13 protein-coding genes are annotated in these 16686 nt (G+C 65.6%); 2 read left to right on the plus strand and 11 right to left on the minus strand.

What is annotated here, in order from left to right; translation table 11 throughout:
- Positions 1 to 66: 66 nt before the first annotated feature.
- Positions 67 to 1116: a DNA topoisomerase IB gene (locus NCG91_RS05825; RefSeq protein WP_251348962.1), complete on the plus strand. Its 1050-nt coding sequence runs from the start codon at positions 67 to 69 to the stop codon at positions 1114 to 1116.
- Positions 1117 to 1121: 5 nt separating this feature from the next.
- On the opposite strand, the gene NCG91_RS05830 is transcribed toward NCG91_RS05825, so the two are convergent.
- Positions 1122 to 1352 carry a hypothetical protein gene (locus tag NCG91_RS05830; RefSeq protein WP_251348963.1) on the minus strand — a complete coding sequence of 77 codons (231 nt, stop codon included), beginning with the start codon at positions 1350 to 1352 and terminating at the stop codon, positions 1122 to 1124.
- Between the two features lie 264 nt (positions 1353 to 1616).
- Here NCG91_RS05830 and NCG91_RS05835 point away from each other — a divergent pair, with 264 nt between their 5' ends.
- Entirely contained in the window at positions 1617 to 5039 is a 3423-nt protein-coding gene (locus tag NCG91_RS05835) for a hypothetical protein (protein ID WP_251348964.1), read from the plus strand.
- A gap of 26 nt (positions 5040 to 5065) precedes the next feature.
- Here NCG91_RS05835 and NCG91_RS05840 read toward each other — a convergent pair whose 3' ends face one another.
- From NCG91_RS05840 to NCG91_RS05885, 10 genes are all read right to left on the minus strand, one after another.
- Positions 5066 to 5878 carry a ferritin-like domain-containing protein gene (locus NCG91_RS05840; RefSeq protein ID WP_251348965.1) on the minus strand — a complete coding sequence of 271 codons (813 nt, stop codon included), beginning with the start codon at positions 5876 to 5878 and terminating at the stop codon, positions 5066 to 5068.
- Positions 5879 to 5921: 43 nt separating this feature from the next.
- Positions 5922 to 6857 (minus strand): DNA-binding transcriptional regulator DsdC, encoded by a 936-nt coding sequence (dsdC, locus tag NCG91_RS05845; protein WP_251348966.1) that lies wholly within the window; start codon positions 6855 to 6857, stop codon positions 5922 to 5924.
- Positions 6857 to 8176 (minus strand): D-serine ammonia-lyase, encoded by a 1320-nt coding sequence (dsdA, locus tag NCG91_RS05850; RefSeq protein WP_251348967.1) that lies wholly within the window; start codon positions 8174 to 8176, stop codon positions 6857 to 6859. The genes dsdC and dsdA overlap by 1 nt, the downstream gene beginning before the upstream one ends.
- Positions 8177 to 8297: 121 nt before the next feature.
- On the minus strand, positions 8298 to 8729 hold the full coding sequence (locus NCG91_RS05855; protein ID WP_251348968.1) for a hypothetical protein: 432 nt from the start codon (positions 8727 to 8729) through the stop codon (positions 8298 to 8300).
- Positions 8730 to 9012: 283 nt separating this feature from the next.
- Positions 9013 to 11100, minus strand: coding sequence for a TonB-dependent receptor (locus NCG91_RS05860; protein WP_251348969.1), 2088 nt, complete (start codon positions 11098 to 11100; stop codon positions 9013 to 9015).
- A gap of 88 nt (positions 11101 to 11188) precedes the next feature.
- The gene (locus NCG91_RS05865; protein WP_251348970.1) at positions 11189 to 11584 is read right to left on the minus strand and encodes a DUF2946 domain-containing protein; all 396 of its coding nucleotides are present in this window, start codon (positions 11582 to 11584) and stop codon (positions 11189 to 11191) included.
- 55 nt (positions 11585 to 11639) lie between these two features.
- A complete protein-coding gene (locus NCG91_RS05870) occupies positions 11640 to 12647 on the minus strand; it encodes a PstS family phosphate ABC transporter substrate-binding protein (RefSeq protein ID WP_251348971.1) in 1008 nt (335 codons plus the stop codon).
- Complete coding sequence (locus NCG91_RS05875; RefSeq protein WP_251348972.1) at positions 12644 to 13669, minus strand: PstS family phosphate ABC transporter substrate-binding protein; 1026 nt, start codon at positions 13667 to 13669, stop codon at positions 12644 to 12646. The genes NCG91_RS05870 and NCG91_RS05875 overlap by 4 nt, the downstream gene beginning before the upstream one ends.
- Positions 13659 to 14354: a hypothetical protein gene (locus NCG91_RS05880; protein ID WP_251348973.1), complete on the minus strand. Its 696-nt coding sequence runs from the start codon at positions 14352 to 14354 to the stop codon at positions 13659 to 13661. The genes NCG91_RS05875 and NCG91_RS05880 overlap by 11 nt, the downstream gene beginning before the upstream one ends.
- Positions 14354 to 16498 carry a TonB-dependent siderophore receptor gene (locus tag NCG91_RS05885; RefSeq protein ID WP_251348974.1) on the minus strand — a complete coding sequence of 715 codons (2145 nt, stop codon included), beginning with the start codon at positions 16496 to 16498 and terminating at the stop codon, positions 14354 to 14356. Before NCG91_RS05885 ends, NCG91_RS05880 begins: the two co-directional genes overlap by 1 nt.
- Positions 16499 to 16686 lie beyond the last annotated feature (188 nt).

A 16686-nucleotide genomic window follows, 5' to 3' on the forward strand; every position in this document is an offset into this window, starting at 1 on the left:
CGTTACGAATGCGCACCTTAGCATAACGGCGCGCCGGGCGCGCGGCGTGCAAGGTAAGCTAGCGTCATGGAAATATCCGCCACCACCACGGCCCGCGCCGCCGGCCTGCGCTACACGGGCGACCACCAGCGCGGCATCGCCCGCCTGGGCAAACCCGGCAAATTCCGCTACCGCGACGGGGACGGCCAGTTCCTGCGCGATGCCGCCGCCTTGACGCGCATCAAGGCACTGGCCATACCGCCCGCCTGGACGGACGTGTGGATCTGCCCGCACGCGACGGGACACCTGCAGGCGACGGGGCGCGATGCGCGGGGCCGCAAGCAATACCGCTACCATGCGCGCTGGCGCCAGGTGCGCGATGAAGTGAAATATGAGCGCATGCTCAGCTTTGGCCGCGCCCTGCCCGCCATCCGCGCCGCCGTCGCGCGCGGTATGCAGCTGCCCGGCTTGCCCCGTGAAAAAGTGCTGGCCACCATCGTGCACTTGCTGGAATTGACGATGATGCGCATCGGCAACGAAGAATATGCGCGCACCAATAAATCATTCGGCCTGACGACCCTGCGCACGCGCCACGTGCAGCTCGACGGCAGCGCCGTGGCCTTCCGCTTCAAGGGCAAGAGCGGCGTGCGCCACGATATCCGCCTGAGCGACCGGCGCCTGGCCAGAGTGCTGCAGCGCATGCGCGAGCTGCCGGGGCAGGAACTGTTTCAATATGTCGATGAGGATGGCGCGCGCCACGGCGTCGATTCGGGCGACGTCAACGATTACCTGCGCGAAGTGACGGGCGAAGACTACACGGCCAAGGATTTCCGCACCTGGTCCGGCACCCTGCTGGCCGCGCTGGCCCTGCAAGCGTTCGAGCAAGTCGATTCCGAGGCGCAAGCGAAGAAAAACATCGTGCAAGCGATCGAGTCGGTGGCAAAAAAACTGGGCAACACGCCGACGATCTGCCGCAAGTGCTATGTGCACCCGGCCGTGCTGGAATCGTATCTGGATGGCAGCTTATGGGAAGGCATGCGCGCGCGGGCGCGGCAGCAATTACAGGAAGACTTGCCGGCGCTGGCGCCGGAAGAAGCGGCCGTGCTGGCCTTGCTGCAGCAGCGCCTGCAGGCTTGACCCCATCAAGCTTGGCGGGCCGGCTGGGGCTGGCACTGGGCCGACAGTGTGAGGGCGTCGCTGCGGCAGACGGGCAAGGCGCCGTGACCTGCATCGCGCGCCACGGGCGCCGGTGGGGCATCGTCCGTCCGCGCCTCGTCCGTATTCATCAAGGTGGCCGCCAGGGTCGAGAAAGTAAACAGGCAGATCAGCAGGAACGGCTTGTTCACGTGGATGGACTGGACTGGCTTTTGCATCGCATACTCCGTCGGACTGGTTGGCTGTTGCAGCATGAACATCATCATCGCGTGTTTCCGCAAGGCATACAATCAGACAGTTTCGACAAGATAAGTAGGACAGCGCTGACAGGCTCAGCCATAAAAACCCGTGTCGGCGGATTTGACACCGGCGCCACCCCGCCTCAGCCAAGCCCTTGTTTTTACAGCACATTTTGTACGGGAACGCTTCCTGCTTGACCTCTTGGCTGGGCACGCTTGGCGCCAGTCAACGGGGGAACGATCATGGGTTTCATCAAACAGGCGCTGCTGGCGCTGCTGCTCTGCGTCATGTCCGCCGCGCACGCCACCCACATCGGCTACACGGCAACCGCGCTGGGCGGCACGCAGTGGCGCTACGACTATACCGTCAGCAATACCACCCTGGGCGTGCCCATCGGGGAATTCACCTTGTTCTTCGGCGTGGGCCGGTATGCCAGCCTGCACAGCGTTTCCACGGCGCCCGGCTGGGACGTGCTGCTGGTGCAGCCCGATCCCGCCATCCCCGCCAGCGGCTACCTCGACGCGCTGGCGCTGGCCGGCGGCATCAATCCCGGCGCCACGGCCACGGGCTTTTCCGTCACCTTCGACTACCTGGGCGCGGGCAGCCCCGGCGCCCAGCCGTTTTCCATCCTCGACCCCGTTTCCTTCATCGAACTCGACTCCGGCAGCACCCAGCCGGCCGCCGTCGCCCTGCCCTCCACACCCTGGCTGCTGCTGGCCGGCGTGCTGGCCATGCTGTGCCTGCGGCGCCGGCAGCTGGCCGCCGCCGTGCTGGCCCCATTGCTGACCCTGAGCCTGTGCGCCTGCGGCGGTTCGAACGATCCCACGCAGCCGCCCACGCCGAAAGTCATGCTGGCGGCGGATGCGGATACGCTGGGGCCGGACACGGCCGCGCCCCTGGCGGCCAGCGCGGACGCCGGCCTGGCTGCCGGCCCCTTCACGGTGACGGCATTGCGCAAGGTGGGCGAGCAGCGCATCAACCGCCGCATCTACGAATACACGTTCCGCATCAGCATCCGCAACAATGGCAGCGAAGCGGCAAGCAACGTGCGCGCCGTCCTGGCCAGCGTGCCCGTCGGCGCCGGCATCGTGGACGACAGCGTCCTGGCCGGCGGCATGGACGCGGGCGCGACGGTCACCCCCGACGACACCATCACCCTGCGCATCGACCGCACGCGTCCGTTCGAGCTTGGCGGCCTGGCGTGGAACATCACGTCCGGCGCCAGCGTGGCGCTCGACCCCGTGCGTCCGGCGCAGGTGGTCAGCCTGCCGCTGGCCGAACTGGGCTTTCCCGCCGGCGCCGACAAGGTCGCGGCCAGCGGCGCCGTGACGGACGTGCTGCTGAAAGATGGCAGCCTGCGCTTTTCCACCCCGGGCGACACGGGCGAAGACCAGCACGCGCAGTTTTTTGTCACCAAGGGCAACATCGTCACCACCCTCGACCTGCTGATCCAGAGCGAGCTGCCGACCGCCCTGCACGTGTATGTCGAACCGCTCGAGAACGGCTCGCTGCCGCCCGCGCCGCCGAAGCTGGCCATCGGCGGCCTGGGGCCGAACAATACGCTGCAGCCTGGCGGCCTCTCCTTCCGCCTCGAGGGCGTGGCGCCGATGAACCTGCGCAACGACAGCGGCGGCTTCCTGGCGGCGCAAGGCGGCGCGACGGTGGCCATCCATTCCTACTGGGTCTTTCATGCGGACACGGGCAGCTTCAGCATCAGCGCCACGGCCATGCAGCAACTGCTGAACGTGCTGCCGGCCGGCGCGCTGCAGCTGCACCTGAATTTTGTCACGCAGGATGGCGAATTTGCCGTGTCGTACGCGCTCACCGTCATCAAGGCCGCCACCGTGCTGCAGGGCCAGATGCGCACGCCGGCAGGCGGCAACGCCAGCGGCCTGGCCGGCAAGAAAATCTTGCTCACTGGCTATAACTTCCACCTGCGCCGCGTGGCCGTGATCGACGCGGCGAGCGCCTTCCATTTCGACGGCGTCATTCCCGACACCTACCAGCTGACCCTGAACGACCTCGACCATCCGAATGTCGTCGGCATCAGCACGGCCATCTTCCCCACCAGCACCATCGTCAACGTCAGCATCACCTACCCGTATGCCGCCGGCCCCGGCTTGCAGGCGGCGACGGCGCCATGGACCGCCGCAGCCGTGACGCAGGATGGCGCCGCGCCGCCGGTGCGGCAAGCGGCGCAGGCCATGGCCGCGCCGGCGCCGGCCACGCCGCAGGATGAGGACGAGGACAACACCCAGTCCTTCACCGCCACGGCCGGCCCGCAAAACCAGACCGTCGTGCGGCCCTTCAGCTACACGGTACCGAAAGGCACGCAGGACGTGGGCGTGAAAATCACCGTCAGGACGGCGGAATATCCCACCTATACGACCCAGCAAAGCCAGTACAACGATACCTGGTCCTACGTCGTGGTCGGCTTGCCGGGCGTCGACCTGGCAAGCATGGGCGCCGTCAACCAGTCGCACTTCACGCAGGGTACTACCGTCAGGACGGAATGCGTGGATGTCAGCCAGGCAACCAGGGCGGGACCGCTCCTCATCACGGGCGCCGTCAGCGCCACGAATATCGGCGACAGCCTGCTGGCCACGCTCACCACGGTGGAACTGAGCCTGGCCTGCAAGGGCTTGAAGATCACGCGGGCGCGCTTGTTCCCCATCAATGCGGACCTGCATCCCGTGCTGCAGCCGCGCAATCTCACGCACAACCTCCCCGGCCCCTACGTGTCCGTGCCGCAGAACACGCCCGACCAACACACCATCTCACTGGAAGTGCGCTATTCGCCGGAGCGGGTCAACTTGACCGAGGTGAATATCGGCATGTCGGCCGATGGCGCCAACCCGGCCTTCAGCACGGTCAATCTGCTCGACCAGGCCAACATCCGCGGCAAGGACAGGATCACCTTCCCGCGTCTGAGGCTGCCCGACTTCCCGGGGCCGAAAATCGACAGGAAAGCCGTGCTCACCGTCCGCCTGAAGGGACGCGTCGGCAATGCCAACGCCGTGTCGGATCCCGCGGAAGGGGGACAAGTGGCGCTCAAGGGCGACACGGCGTTCATCCCGCTGTATCTTGCCCACAACGAAGCGGCGCTGGCGAAGCGGCGCTACGGGCCGCGCGATGACGGCGGCGACTCGTGGGCCACGCGCCTGACCATCGCCTGGCTGGCGGGAAAACCCTACCGTTTCAACGATATCAGCGGCCAGCACGTGACACAGGAGGCGTCAGGCCGTTCCATCCTCGACCACGACGGCCACAGCGATGGCCAACAGATCGACATGCGCTACGCGGATGGCGCGGGCGGCTATTCGGACGAGCTGGGCGGCCTGGGCAATGGCGCCGCCATTTTGCAGCTGATCAACGATGCGGAAGCGGAAGTGGCGGCCGGCCTGCCGAAAAAGCCGAAACTGGCCAGGCTGGGCGCGTGGATCACGGCCAACCGGGCCATGCTGACCCTGGAAGCGGGCGCCGCCAGCACGCGCGTCGTCTACATCGGCCACCGTTTCATCAAGCTGGCCCTCATCGACGGCTGTTTCGCCAGCCCGCCGCACGCGCGGATACCGGGCGTGCCGGTGTGGACCAAACCCCTCAAGGTGAGCATCGACCCGTCACACTTGCACCACTGGCATCTGAGCATGACGGCCCATCCTTGAACAGCCGGGCGGCGCCCCGGGCGTGTTCAGGCAGGCAAGTCGGACAGTTCCAGCTCCGAAAACCCCGCCCGGCGCCGCGCTTCCAGGTTGAACGGGCCGCGCAGGGTGGGCGCTTCGTAGCGCAGCGCCAGCTCCGCATAGGTGGCGCGCAGTTCCAGCCCCCGCTGATCGCACAGGTAGCCGTACCAGCGGTTGCCGATCTCGACGTGCCCCACTTCATCGCGCAGGATGATGTCGAGGATGGCGGCGGCGGCCATGTCGCCCGCCTGCGCCAGCTTGGCGCGCAGCGGCGGAATCGCGTCCAGGCCCCGCGCTTCCAGGGTGCGCGGCACCAGCGCCATGCGCGCCAGCACGTCGCCGCGCGTCTTGTCGACCATTTCCCACAGGCTGTCGTGGCCGGGAAAGTCGCCATACGTGTGGCCCAGCACCTGCAGGTGCGCCTGCAGCATGGCGAAATGCGTCGCTTCCTCCTTCGCCACGCGCAGCCAGTCCGTGTAGTATTCAGCGGGCAGGTCCGGGAAGCGCCACAGGGCGTCGAGCGCCAGGTTCATCGCATTGAATTCGATGTGCGCCAAAGCGTGAACGAGCATGGCGCGCCCTTCCGGCGTGATCATCGAGCGCCGTCCCACCAGGCGCGGCGGCACCAGTTCCGGACGCGCGGGCCGGCCCGGCACGGCGCCGGACGGCGCCAGCGGCACCTTGACGTCCAGCGCCAGCTCGGCTGCGGCCATGGCCGCCACCATCGCCACCTTCGTCGCCGGGTCGGGTTCGAGCAGGCAAGCGAGCGCAGATGCACGCAATTCCGCTGGCGCGGTGGAGGTCAAGGGAGATGGTTGCATGGGGCTGCTTTCTGGCGCGTTGCTTGGTAAGGCGCGCAGTGTATCAAATTGCCTGCCCCACGAGCCAGTCGGACAGCGCCTGCACTCTGGCTGGCAGCGGTGTGCGCGCGGCGTGCACGAGGTAATACGCCTGCGGGCTGGGCAAGTTGAATCCGCCGAACGGCAGGATCAGCTGGCCGCTGGCCAGCCACGGCTGCACCAGCTGGCGCCGGCCCATGGCCACGCCCGCGTGGTGGATGGCTGCCTGGGCGCACAGGTCGGCGCGGTCGAAGCGCAGGCTGCGCGCGGGCAGACTCGCCCCTGGTGCCTGCTTGTCCAGCCACAACCGCCACTCGGCATCGGGCGCGCAGGCGGGCCAGGCCAGGGTGTCGTGCAGCACCGTCGCGCCGGGCAAGTTGTGTGGCGCATCGAGCAAGCCGTGCTCGCGCGCATACTGCGGGCTGCAGACGGGCGCCAGCCATTCGTCCATCAGCTTGCGCGATACGAGGCCGGGAAAGTGGCCGTCGCCGTAATGCAAGGCCAGGTCGACCTGGCCGGCGCGAAAGTCGACGGCGTCATTGCCCACGCGCAAGTCAATCGACACGTCCGGATACTGTGCAGCGAAGCCCGCCAGGCGCGGCACCAGCCAGCATTGCGCGACCGACGGGCGCGCATGCACGGTGACGCTGCCCGCCAGCGCATCGCCGCCGGCAAGGGCCGCATGCAGGCTGTCCCAGCCCGTTTGCAGGGCCGCGAAGATGCGCTCGCCATCTTGCGTCAGCCTGACTTGCCGCGTCAGGCGTTCGAACAAGCGCAGACCCAGCCCCGCTTCCAGCCGCGCGATACGGTGACTGACGGCGCTGGGCGTGAGCGCCAGTTCCTGCGCCGCCAGCGCGAAACTGGCATGGCGCGCCGCCACGAGAAAGGTGTGCAGGTTGGCGAACTGGCTGGCCGTGAGCGTGGCCCCAAGCGTGGCCCTGATCGGCGCGCCGGCCGGCATCAAGCGGCTCCGGCCGCCAGCAAGGCGCGGCCGCGCGCCACGTAGGCGGCCATCTCCTGCTCCGGCACCATGCTGCCGCCCGTGCCCCACACCAGATGCGTGGCCGTTTCCAGGTGCTGCTGGTATTGCGGCGCGGCCAGCACGGGCGGAATGCCGGCGAAACCGGCCACGGCGGACGGTTCCAGGCGCAAGCCTTGCGTTTGCTCAAGCGTCGCCAGCAAGCGGTACAGTTCTTCATCCGTGACGGTGGCGTAGCCGTCGATCAGCCGCTGCATGGCGCGTCCGACGAAACCGGACGGGCGTCCCACGGCCAGGCCATCGGCGGCCGTGACATTGTCGATGCCGATTTCCTGCACGCTGATTCCCTCGTGCAAGCCTGTGTGCACGCCCAGCAGCATGCACGGCGAGTGGGTCGGCTCGACGAAGACGCAGTGAACGGCATCGCCAAAGGCCAGTTTCAAGCCGAAGGCCACCCCGCCGGGGCCGCCGCCCACGCCGCACGGCAAGTACACGAACAGGGGGTGGGCCGCATCGACCGCGACGCCGCTTGCGGCGAACTGGGCTTTCAGGCGCTGGCCCGCCACCGCGTAGCCGAGAAACAGGTCGTGCGAGTTTTCATCGTCGACGAAGTGGCAGGTCGGGTCGTTCTCCGCCTGCCTGCGCCCCGCTTCCACGGCCACGCTGTAGTCGGTCGCGTATTCGACGACGGTGACGCCGTGGCTGCGCAGCTTGTCCTTCTTCCATTGCCGCGCGTCGGCCGACATGTGCACGGTGGCGCGAAAGCCCAGTCGCGCGCTCATGATGCCGATCGACAAACCCAGATTGCCCGTGGAGCCGACGGCGATCGCATACTGGCCAAAGAAGGCGCGCACGGCGTCGCTGGCCAGCACGCTGTAATCGTCGCCCTCCTTCAGCAAGCCGGCGTCGAGCGCCAGCGTTTCCGCATGCTTCAGCACTTCATAGATGCCGCCGCGCGCCTTGATGGAACCGGAAATGGGCAGATGGCTGTCCTGCTTGAGCCATAGCTGACCGCTCGTCATGCCAAGCGCCGCCTGCATGGCGGGCAGCGGCACGACGGGCGACTCGATGACGCCGCCGCTGGCCTGCGTTTCCGGAAACGCCTTGGCCAGATATGGCGCAAAGCGCGCCAGGCGCGCGCTGGCATCCGCCACATCGTCCGCCGTCAAGCCCACGTCGTGCAAGGCCTCGGCCGCCGGCGCAATGCGGGGATTGAACCAGCTCAAGGGCTGCAAGGCCATCAGTTCTGTAATCAGGGGAAATTTTTCGCACAGCGCGGCGATGGCGGAAGTGGGCAACATGGCAACCTCGGAAAGGAACAAGCCATGATTAGACCGCATCCGGACGCGCCTGGCAAAGGATGGTTGATCAGGCAACAGGTGACGGGAGATCACCTTTGATGCCGCAACAGAAAAAACAAGGCTATTTTCCAGGAGCAAGCGCCCTGGATTTTCTGCTGCTCAAGAACGATGCAATAAACACGGCTGGAAAACAGGCCAGCCACAGATAGCATCCGGCACCGAAGCCCAGCACCGTGGCGTCACCATTATCACTGGGAATTGTCTTGATGCCAAAGGTGGTCAGTGCCAGCGCAAAGCCAAAAAAGACGGCCAGCATCGCGGCACTGGGCTTCTCTTTCGAAAAATACATGGCAAAAATAAGCAGCGGATTGGCAAACCAGGCAAAACTGCCGGCCAACGGCCCTAGCCAGCCGAGCAATAACACGCCCCCGCCCGGCAAGACTTCGTGGGAGTCCACGATTGCCGTTAAAAACAGGGATGCCACATATGCAACAACGCTCAGGGACAGCACGATGGCGGCGGCATCTTCGCCGAGTATTTTTTGATATTTCACAGGTTTCCGATGGCACGAACGGGGGTAGCAGGACGACGATGAATTAACCAGGAAAAGTAATCCCCTTACGGTTTTAGCGGCACGGCACCCGCTTCATACCACACCCGCAAACCTCGCCATCGCCCGCCTGTGCGGCAAACGCCGAAAACCGGACGCCATGCAGCATAACAAATTACCAAGAAGAAACATGCGCACATTGTCACAAGCACCTGGCCAGCGCCGATGCGGTGCATACGGCAGGCGCCTTCCCCTCCGTGTCGGCAACGGGAAGGCGCCATTGCTGTTAGAACTTCAGCTGCAAGCCCAGATCAATCGACCGGCCCTCGGCCGGCAAGGCTTGCAGCGCCCCGCCATTCGCCTTCAAGCCCGACAGGTACACGCCGCCCAGCGGGTCCGCGTAGGCGCGGTTGAACAGGTTGCTCACGCCCGCGCTCAGGCTGGCCATCTTGTTCAATGCCACGCTGCTGCGCAGGTTGACGAGGGCATAGCCGCCCGTTTCCGGTTCGAAGCGGCGCGCATCGACCTTGTCCTTGCGGGCCACGATCTTCGTTTCGATGCGGTTGCTCCAGGCGCCCAGCTTGTGCTCGACGGCCAGCAAGGCGTTGAACGGCATCATGCGGTACAGGTCGCCGCCATCGCTGCGCTTGCCCCGCGTATAAGCGGCATTGCCCATCGCCATGAAACGGCCCCAGCGGGCACTGCTGGCCAGCGTCAGCTGCCATGCCACATTGGCGCCGTACAGCTTGGCGTCGTGGTTGGCAAAGCGCAGCAAGTTGCCATTCGCGCCCATTTTCATGTACGGATGGAAGGATGCCAGCACGTCGACATCGATGTAATCGTCGACCTTGCTGTAATAGGGATTGACGCGCACGAACCAGCCCTCCTCGCCGCCGCCATGCCAGTCGGCCGTCAATGCCGCCGTGTAAGCCGTCTCGGGCCTGAGGTCGATATTGCCCACATAGCCATTGCCGTCGCCAAACCAGTTGGTCATGGTCATGGCCATCGAACCGCGGCCCCAGGAATAACGCTCGTACAGATTGGGCGAGCGTACCTTGCGCGCCAGCGCAAATTCGTAGCTGCTGGCCGCATCGGGCGTGAAAGTAGCTTGCGCCGAGGCATCAATATTCGTGTCGCGCCGGCTGCGGCTGCGCGCATTGAAGGCATTCGCGGCCATCAGGTCCGGCATGTTCATCATGTTGGTGCCGTACGATTGCACGTCGCCCGTGTCCATGCGCACGGATTCGCCGCGCACGCCCAGCACGCTGGTCCAGCGCGCATCGTGGCGCGTTTCCAGTTCGCCAAACAGCACGGTGCGGTCGCGCTTGCCGTCATTGATGTTCAGGTAGGTGCGCGGACCCATCATCATGGAGCCGGGCACGGCCGGCCAGTAATCGTCAAGGCGGAAGCCGTGCCACTCCTGGCCCAGGCGCAACTCGCCCGCCGCCGTCGGCAAGCTGGCCATCAGCGCATAGCCCGTATTGCGTCCATGCGTGAGCATCGGCATCGAGCCCTTGCGCTCGCTGCTGAAAAAGCCCATCTCGTGGTCCGTCTGCTGCCAGTAGGCGCGCGCGTCCAGCACGCCCCAGCCGAATTCGCCCTTGTAAGCGAGATTGGCGAACTGGCCGTGGTTGTCCGTCATGTCCATGTACTGGTTGGGAAAACCCTGGTACGGGATGTGCTGCACGCCGGCGCGCAGGGTCAGCTGCTGGCCCTGGCCTTTCGCCGCCAGCACGATGGACTGGTTGATGCTTTCATACATGCTGGCCAGCACCGTGTTGCCATGGCCGTCTTCATAGCTGTGGCCGCGCGTGTAAGCGCCGCTGTAGCCGACGCTCAAGGTCTCGCTGGCGGCCGACGCATTCACGCTGGTCGCCACGCTGTTGTTGACGCTGCGTCCCGAGACGGCAAAGCTGCCTTGCGTCAGCAAGCCCGCGCCGGGCTGGGCGAACACGGGCGCGTTCGACTGCACCTCGATGGTGCCGGCGATGCTGTCGCCGCCCGCGCTGACGGGCGTCACGCCCGCGATCAGGCGAATGCGCTGCACTTGTTGCGGATCAATGTAGGACAGCGGCGCATTCATATGATTGGCACAGGCGGACGTCAGTTCCATGCCGTCGATGCGGATCTTGATGCGGTCATCCGCGAAACCATTGACTACCGGCAAGCCGGACACGCCGCCTCCGGCCGCCACGCTGTAGCCGGGGGTGCTCGACAGCATTAATGCCGTGTCGGCGGCAGGACGGTAGCCGTCGCCTATGGCCGTGACGATGACTTTCATTTCGGGCAACACGGTGGTGCCGGCTTCGGTACGCGTTTGCGCCACGGCAGGCATGGCGATGGCGAGGGAAATCAATAACGGTAAATGTTTCATGGTGCTGCTTTCAGTTTCTGTATGGGCAAGACGAACAGGCGCCAGCGCACGACAAGTGCGAGGCAAGGCCGTTCAGGGAAAGGACAGATCAGAAAGCGGCGGGCGGGCCACGGGGCTGGACGGGCGTCCAGGCGAACAATGGCGTGGCGGATTGGTAAAACAACTCGGGCAGCAAGCCCGTGATGAGTTCGCCGGAAGCGAGCACGAGGGAGGTGGGCGGTATCGCCAGGGTATCGGCATGCATGCTGCAGCACGGGCAATCGCCCATGCGCATGCCGTCCTTGGCGGGATCGGGTGTGTCCGTGGACAATTTCACGGGCAGCATGTTCATGCCGCCCGCCACGGAACAGATCTCGAAGCTGGGCACGGCCTGCCCGCTGGCGACCGTGAACGCGCGCGACAAGGTGGGGGCGAGCGCGGCCATGAGGATGGCGAGGCACGCGATCCACAGGACGACGACGGCGCGGCCTTGGCGAATAAACATGGCGGCATTATAGCGGCCGCCCTGCCCTGCAGCCAGCCATGTGGTCAAAGAAACTTTACAAAGCGTCCAGTTTCTTGATCTCGGCCTGCAAGTCCTGTTCGCTGAGCGGCAAGTAGCCCTCTTCGCTATCTTGCTGGGCCAGAATGATGGCTTGTCCCTGCGGCGACAGGGCCAGCTGCAGGTACGCTTTCACCAGCGGATCGAGCCTCTTCCCCGGCGCGCGGTTCACGTACAGCTGCACGGGCATGGTCAGCGGGTAATTGCCGGCGCGCACGGTGACCTTGTCGGGACCGTAGTATGGCGCGCCCCGGGCCGCCGCCAGCGGCAGCACGCGCACCTGGTCCGAGATGGGCGCCACATTGACCCAGCCCAGCACGGCGATGCCATAGCGGTCGGCGGCCACGGCGCGGATCACGGCTTCGCGCGAGGCCAGCGCCTCGTACCTGGCGGCAAACGGACGCTTGCCGAAACGCGCATGGCGCAAGCCCGTGGCGAAGCCGCCATCGTCGCGCAAGCCATAGGCGTGGATGCGGCGCGGCGCCCAATCCCCTGTCGCGCCCAGCTGCGACCACAGGTTGGCGTCGCCTCCCGGTGCGCCTGCCGTGAATACCTGGCCCAGCTGTTCCATCGTCAAGCCCGCCAAGGGGTTGTCGCGGTGCACGTACACGGCGGGCGGCGTCTTCGCCGGCGGACGGGGACCGTGGCCGTTGTAGCCGATGCGCACGGGAGTGGCGTCGTAACCAAAGACTTGCCGGAATGCCGCCTGGTCGCCCGGCCACATGTCGCGCGTCAGCGGCGCAAACGCCGTGGCGCCCGCCGTCAGTGCGGGCATGCCGGCCGACGAGCCTTCCATGTGCAGGCTGAAGCGCACCTGCGGATGCTGGCGCGTAAACAGCGCGTTCAACTGCGTAATCACTTCTTCCAGGCCATCATTGCCGACGATGGCCACCGTGCCGTCACGGTTCACATAGGTTTGCGCGGGATCAACGCCCAGGGGCGCGGCCTGCACGGCGGACGCCAGCACGCAGCAAGCGGCCAGTGCGGTCTTGTTCAACAGCGTCATTCGAGTTTCTCCAGTTCAGCCCTGGCTTGCGCGGCCGTCAGGGGCAGATAGCCGCCCGGCTGCGCGGCGATGATGGCCTGTCCCTCGCGCGACAGCACCAGGCGCAGGTATTCCTTGGCCAGCGGATCGACGGCCTGGCCCGGCAAGCGGCGCACGTACAGGTACACGTAGCGGCCGTACGGATAGCGTTGCGCCACCACTTCCTCGTCCGTGCCCGTCGTCGCCCGGCCATCCGCGCCCACGATGGCCACCTGGCGCAGCTGCGGGTGCTGCACACCTAGCGCGGCCACGCCGATGCCGGCCGGGTCTTGCGCGATGCGGCCCGTGATGGCGGCCGTGTTGCCCAGCTCTTCGTGGCTGGCTGCCAGCGCCCGGCCCTGGAAATGTTCACGCTGCAAGTAGTCGCCAAAGCCCGTGTACGCGGCCGTGCCGTACGGGTGGATCGCGCGCTCGCGCCATTCGCCGCTCAAGCCCAGCTGTCCCCAGCGGCTGAAGTCGCCGCCTGGATTGCCGATAGATAAAATTTGCGACACTTGCGCCGCCGTCAGCTGCGTCAAGGGATTGGCGCGGTTCACGTATACGGCCAAGGACGTGGCCAGGTGCTCGCCCGGCGTGGATGCCGTGTGCGCAATGCGGATTTCCAGCGCGTCGCACCCCACGATCTTGCGGTATGGCACCAGCTCGATGGGATTGATGGCGCGACCCATGGCGCCGAACAGCACCTTGTCGTGCATCAATAGCGGCACGGCGCTGCTGGTACCCTTGCCGTCAAACCCCAGGACGATGCCCGGATGGCTGGCCGAAAACAGGGCATTCCATTGGCCAACGACGGTAGCCACGTGTTCGGCGCCGCCTATCATGGCCGCGCCCGTCTTGCGGTCCAGGTAACCGGCCGTGGCCGGCACCTTGACGGGCTGCGGCGCGTAGGCGGGCAAGGCGGGCTCGAGTGCGGCTGCGCCCGCTGCCGGTGCGGACATGGCCAGCATCAGCGCGGCCAGCGGCAAGGATGGGCTATTTGCCATCGCTGGCCCAGTCCACGGCCGCGTCGAACAGGCGCAGGCCGGCCGGCGACAGATTCGTAAACGTTTCATTGTCGAGGAAGAAGCTGACCCGGCGCGCGGGTGCCAGGCTGTCGTAATCCATGGTGGCGCCCTTTTCATAGCCAAAGATGGCCGCTTTTTCCGGTTCGCCATAGATGGTGGCGATGGTCGTCGCGCCCAGGCCAGGCTTGCCCCAGCTCATGGTGGCTTGCTTTTGATAAATATCTACCGTGCCGGCCGGCAAGCCGCCCGCCAGCGCGTGGGGCGCGTTGACCAGCCACACATAGCGCGACTTTTCCACCGTGCCATAGTCCACGCCGGCCCGCTTGCCCGTCATCGACAGGTCGTCATACAAATCGTTTTCCCACGTCAGCACGGGCACCGTGACGTTGCGGTAAGCGCCCAGCAAGTCGCGGCCCCGAATGGTCGACGACAGGATCACCAGGTCCTTGCCTTGCGCGCCGGACACGGGCGCATACTGGCTGTGCAGCGTGACGGCATAGCCGCGCGATTCCAGGTGTTCCTTGATTTTCTGGTCGAAAGGCAAGCTCTTGCCTTCCAGGCGCACCACCAGCAACACCTGTTTGCCAGGTGCAGTCTGCGCCGCCTGCACATGCAAGGTGCCTGCCAGCAGTGCCGCCGCCAGCGCGGTTTTGACGAGACGCATCACAGGTCCACCTTCATGCTCAGCTTGATGGCGCGCGGCGCGCCGGACGCCAGACGCGTGCCGGCGCCAGCCCAGTAGCGCTTGTCGGCCGCGTTTTCCACGTTCAGCTGCCAGACGACGGCTTTGTGCATGACCGTGCTGGCATAGCGGGCGCCGGCGCTGAACAAGGTCACGCCACCGAGGAATGCCTGGTTCAGGTCGTTGACGGGACGGGCGCTGTAGTAATACGCGCCGCCATTGACGGACAGGCCCGGCACGGTGTCGAACGCGTAGGCGAGGAAGGCGCTGGCCGTGCGCTTGGACGCGTTTTCAGGCGCCTTGCCATTGTAGTCGGCGTTGATGTGCTCGAATTTCGGGTCGAGGAACTGGGCCGAGGTTTGCCACGACAGCTGGCGCGTCAGCTTGCCTTGGGTCGACAATTCCAGGCCGCGGTAGCGCTGTTCGCCATCCGAAGTGAACACGTTGCTGCTGTTGGTGTAGTAGCCGGGACGCGTGATGTCGAACAGCGCGGCCGACACCAGGGTGCCGCCCGGCGTCAGCCAGCGCGCGCCCAGTTCCTTCTGTTTGCTCACGCCGGGCGCCATCTTGACGTTCTGGTTGACGGTGCCCGTCGGCCCCGTCTCGCCCTCTTCTAGCCCCCGCGCCGACGAGGCGTAGAACGAGATGGCCGGCGTCAGCTTGTAGACCAGCGATACCATGGGCGTCGTCTTGCTGACGTCATAGTGGCTGGCGCCCTGGTCGCTTTGATAGCTGGTGCGGCGCACGCCGATGACGCTTTGCCACTGCGGGCTGAAGACCATGCGGTCGAGCGCATACAGGCCCGTGTCGCGCGTGTCCAGCGCGGCCGTCGTCGGCGAAGTCGGCTTCGGGCCGAACACGACATTCGTCACGGGCACGGGGTTGTACAGGTTTTGCGAGGCGATCGTATAGTTGCTCTGGTAAATAGGGTCTTGCGACTTGTCCGTGCGCGAGGCGCCCAGGGTCAGTTCATGGGCAATGAAACCCGTATTGAACGTGCCGGCCAGTTCCGCGCGCAGCAAGTCCGACGCCGTCACGTGATGCTGCATATTGCCCGTGATGCGGCCCGCTCCCGTGGCCAGCGCCGCCGCATTGTTCAGGCGGAAGATGGCCAGGCGGCGGTCGCGCGCCGTTTCCGAGTGACCCGCCTCGACCGTCAGGGCCCAGCCATCCGTGATGGCGTAGTCGGCGCGCAATTGCGCGTTTTTCGTCTGCGCCTCGAAATTCGACCAGTCGGGGCCGATCAGCTTGCGCGGATCGACGGCGCGCGGCAAGCTGATCACGCCTTTCACGGCCGTGGGCAAGGCCACGCCCGCCTGCTCCGTCACCCGGCGGCGGTCGTATTCCAGGTCCGCTTTCAGCAGCAGTTTGTTCGTCACGCGCCAGTCCAGCGCCGTGGAAATGAAGCTGCGGTTGCCGTTGCCGACATTGCCCAGCCATGAACCCAGGGTGCCGCCGGCTGCATTCACGCGCACGCCGAATTCCTGCTCCGCGCCAAAGCGGCGGCCGATGTCCACGTTTGCCACGGCACTGCCCCGGTCGTCGAGACTCAAGCCCATGCTCGTGACGGGCTTGCTGCCGGCCCGCTTGGTGACGAAGTTGACCACGCCAGCCGGCGAGGTGAAGCCGTAATACAGGGCAGAAGCTCCCTTCAGCACTTCCACGCGCTCCTTGTTTTCCATGGGTACTTGCGAAAAGTTCATGATGGGCAGCGAGCCATTGAGGCGGTAATTCGTGCGGTTTTCCACGGCGATGCCGCGCACCACCAGCTGATCCCAGGTATCGCCGCCGTTTTGCTGGCGCGTCACGCCAGCCGTATTGCGCACGGCGTCATACAGGCCGGACACGGCTTGCTGTTCCAGCAGTTCGCGCGTGATCACGTTGACGGTCGATGGCACGTCCATGATGTTGGCGCCACGGAAGCTGCCCGCCTCGGTGGTGGTCGGCACCAGGCCTTGCGCACGCGCACCCGTCACCTGCACCGCCTGCATGACTTTCTCATCGCCAGCCGTCAAGTCGTCCTGGCCATTGGCGCCATTGGCGGCGCAGGCCGTGTGGGAAGCGAAAGCCAGCGACAGGGCTGCGGCCACTGGAAGTAGTTGCAAGGAAGGAAAAGCTGCGCGCATATAAACGGGTCTTTCAACAGAGAACAGTGATAGAAGGAAACTTCAAGTTACCGCGCATAATATCCGTAACGAGAATCATTCGCAATAAATAAGTGACAATTCGTGAGAATCAGAGAATTTCATAAGATAAACAGTCCGCCAGGCCGCCTGTTATCACTTGAACACGTTTGGATTTTGCAGACACAGCC

Source organism: Janthinobacterium kumbetense, assembly GCF_023703445.1.
Lineage (GTDB): Bacteria > Pseudomonadota > Gammaproteobacteria > Burkholderiales > Burkholderiaceae_D > Janthinobacterium > Janthinobacterium kumbetense.

What these genes read in the sequence shown, in the direction of transcription:
- NCG91_RS05825 (WP_251348962.1), top strand. Translation starts at nt 67, where the DNA reads ATGGAAATATCCGCCACCACCACGGCCCGCGCCGCCGGCCTGCGCTAC.
- NCG91_RS05830 (WP_251348963.1), bottom strand. Translation starts at nt 1,352, where the DNA reads ATGCAAAAGCCAGTCCAGTCCATCCACGTGAACAAGCCGTTCCTGCTG.
- NCG91_RS05835 (WP_251348964.1), top strand. Translation starts at nt 1,617, where the DNA reads ATGGGTTTCATCAAACAGGCGCTGCTGGCGCTGCTGCTCTGCGTCATG.
- NCG91_RS05840 (WP_251348965.1), bottom strand. Translation starts at nt 5,878, where the DNA reads ATGCAACCATCTCCCTTGACCTCCACCGCGCCAGCGGAATTGCGTGCA.
- dsdC (WP_251348966.1), bottom strand. Translation starts at nt 6,857, where the DNA reads ATGCCGGCCGGCGCGCCGATCAGGGCCACGCTTGGGGCCACGCTCACG.
- dsdA (WP_251348967.1), bottom strand. Translation starts at nt 8,176, where the DNA reads ATGTTGCCCACTTCCGCCATCGCCGCGCTGTGCGAAAAATTTCCCCTG.
- NCG91_RS05860 (WP_251348969.1), bottom strand. Translation starts at nt 11,100, where the DNA reads ATGAAACATTTACCGTTATTGATTTCCCTCGCCATCGCCATGCCTGCC.
- NCG91_RS05865 (WP_251348970.1), bottom strand. Translation starts at nt 11,584, where the DNA reads ATGTTTATTCGCCAAGGCCGCGCCGTCGTCGTCCTGTGGATCGCGTGC.
- NCG91_RS05870 (WP_251348971.1), bottom strand. Translation starts at nt 12,647, where the DNA reads ATGACGCTGTTGAACAAGACCGCACTGGCCGCTTGCTGCGTGCTGGCG.
- NCG91_RS05875 (WP_251348972.1), bottom strand. Translation starts at nt 13,669, where the DNA reads ATGGCAAATAGCCCATCCTTGCCGCTGGCCGCGCTGATGCTGGCCATG.
- NCG91_RS05880 (WP_251348973.1), bottom strand. Translation starts at nt 14,354, where the DNA reads ATGCGTCTCGTCAAAACCGCGCTGGCGGCGGCACTGCTGGCAGGCACC.
- NCG91_RS05885 (WP_251348974.1), bottom strand. Translation starts at nt 16,498, where the DNA reads ATGCGCGCAGCTTTTCCTTCCTTGCAACTACTTCCAGTGGCCGCAGCC.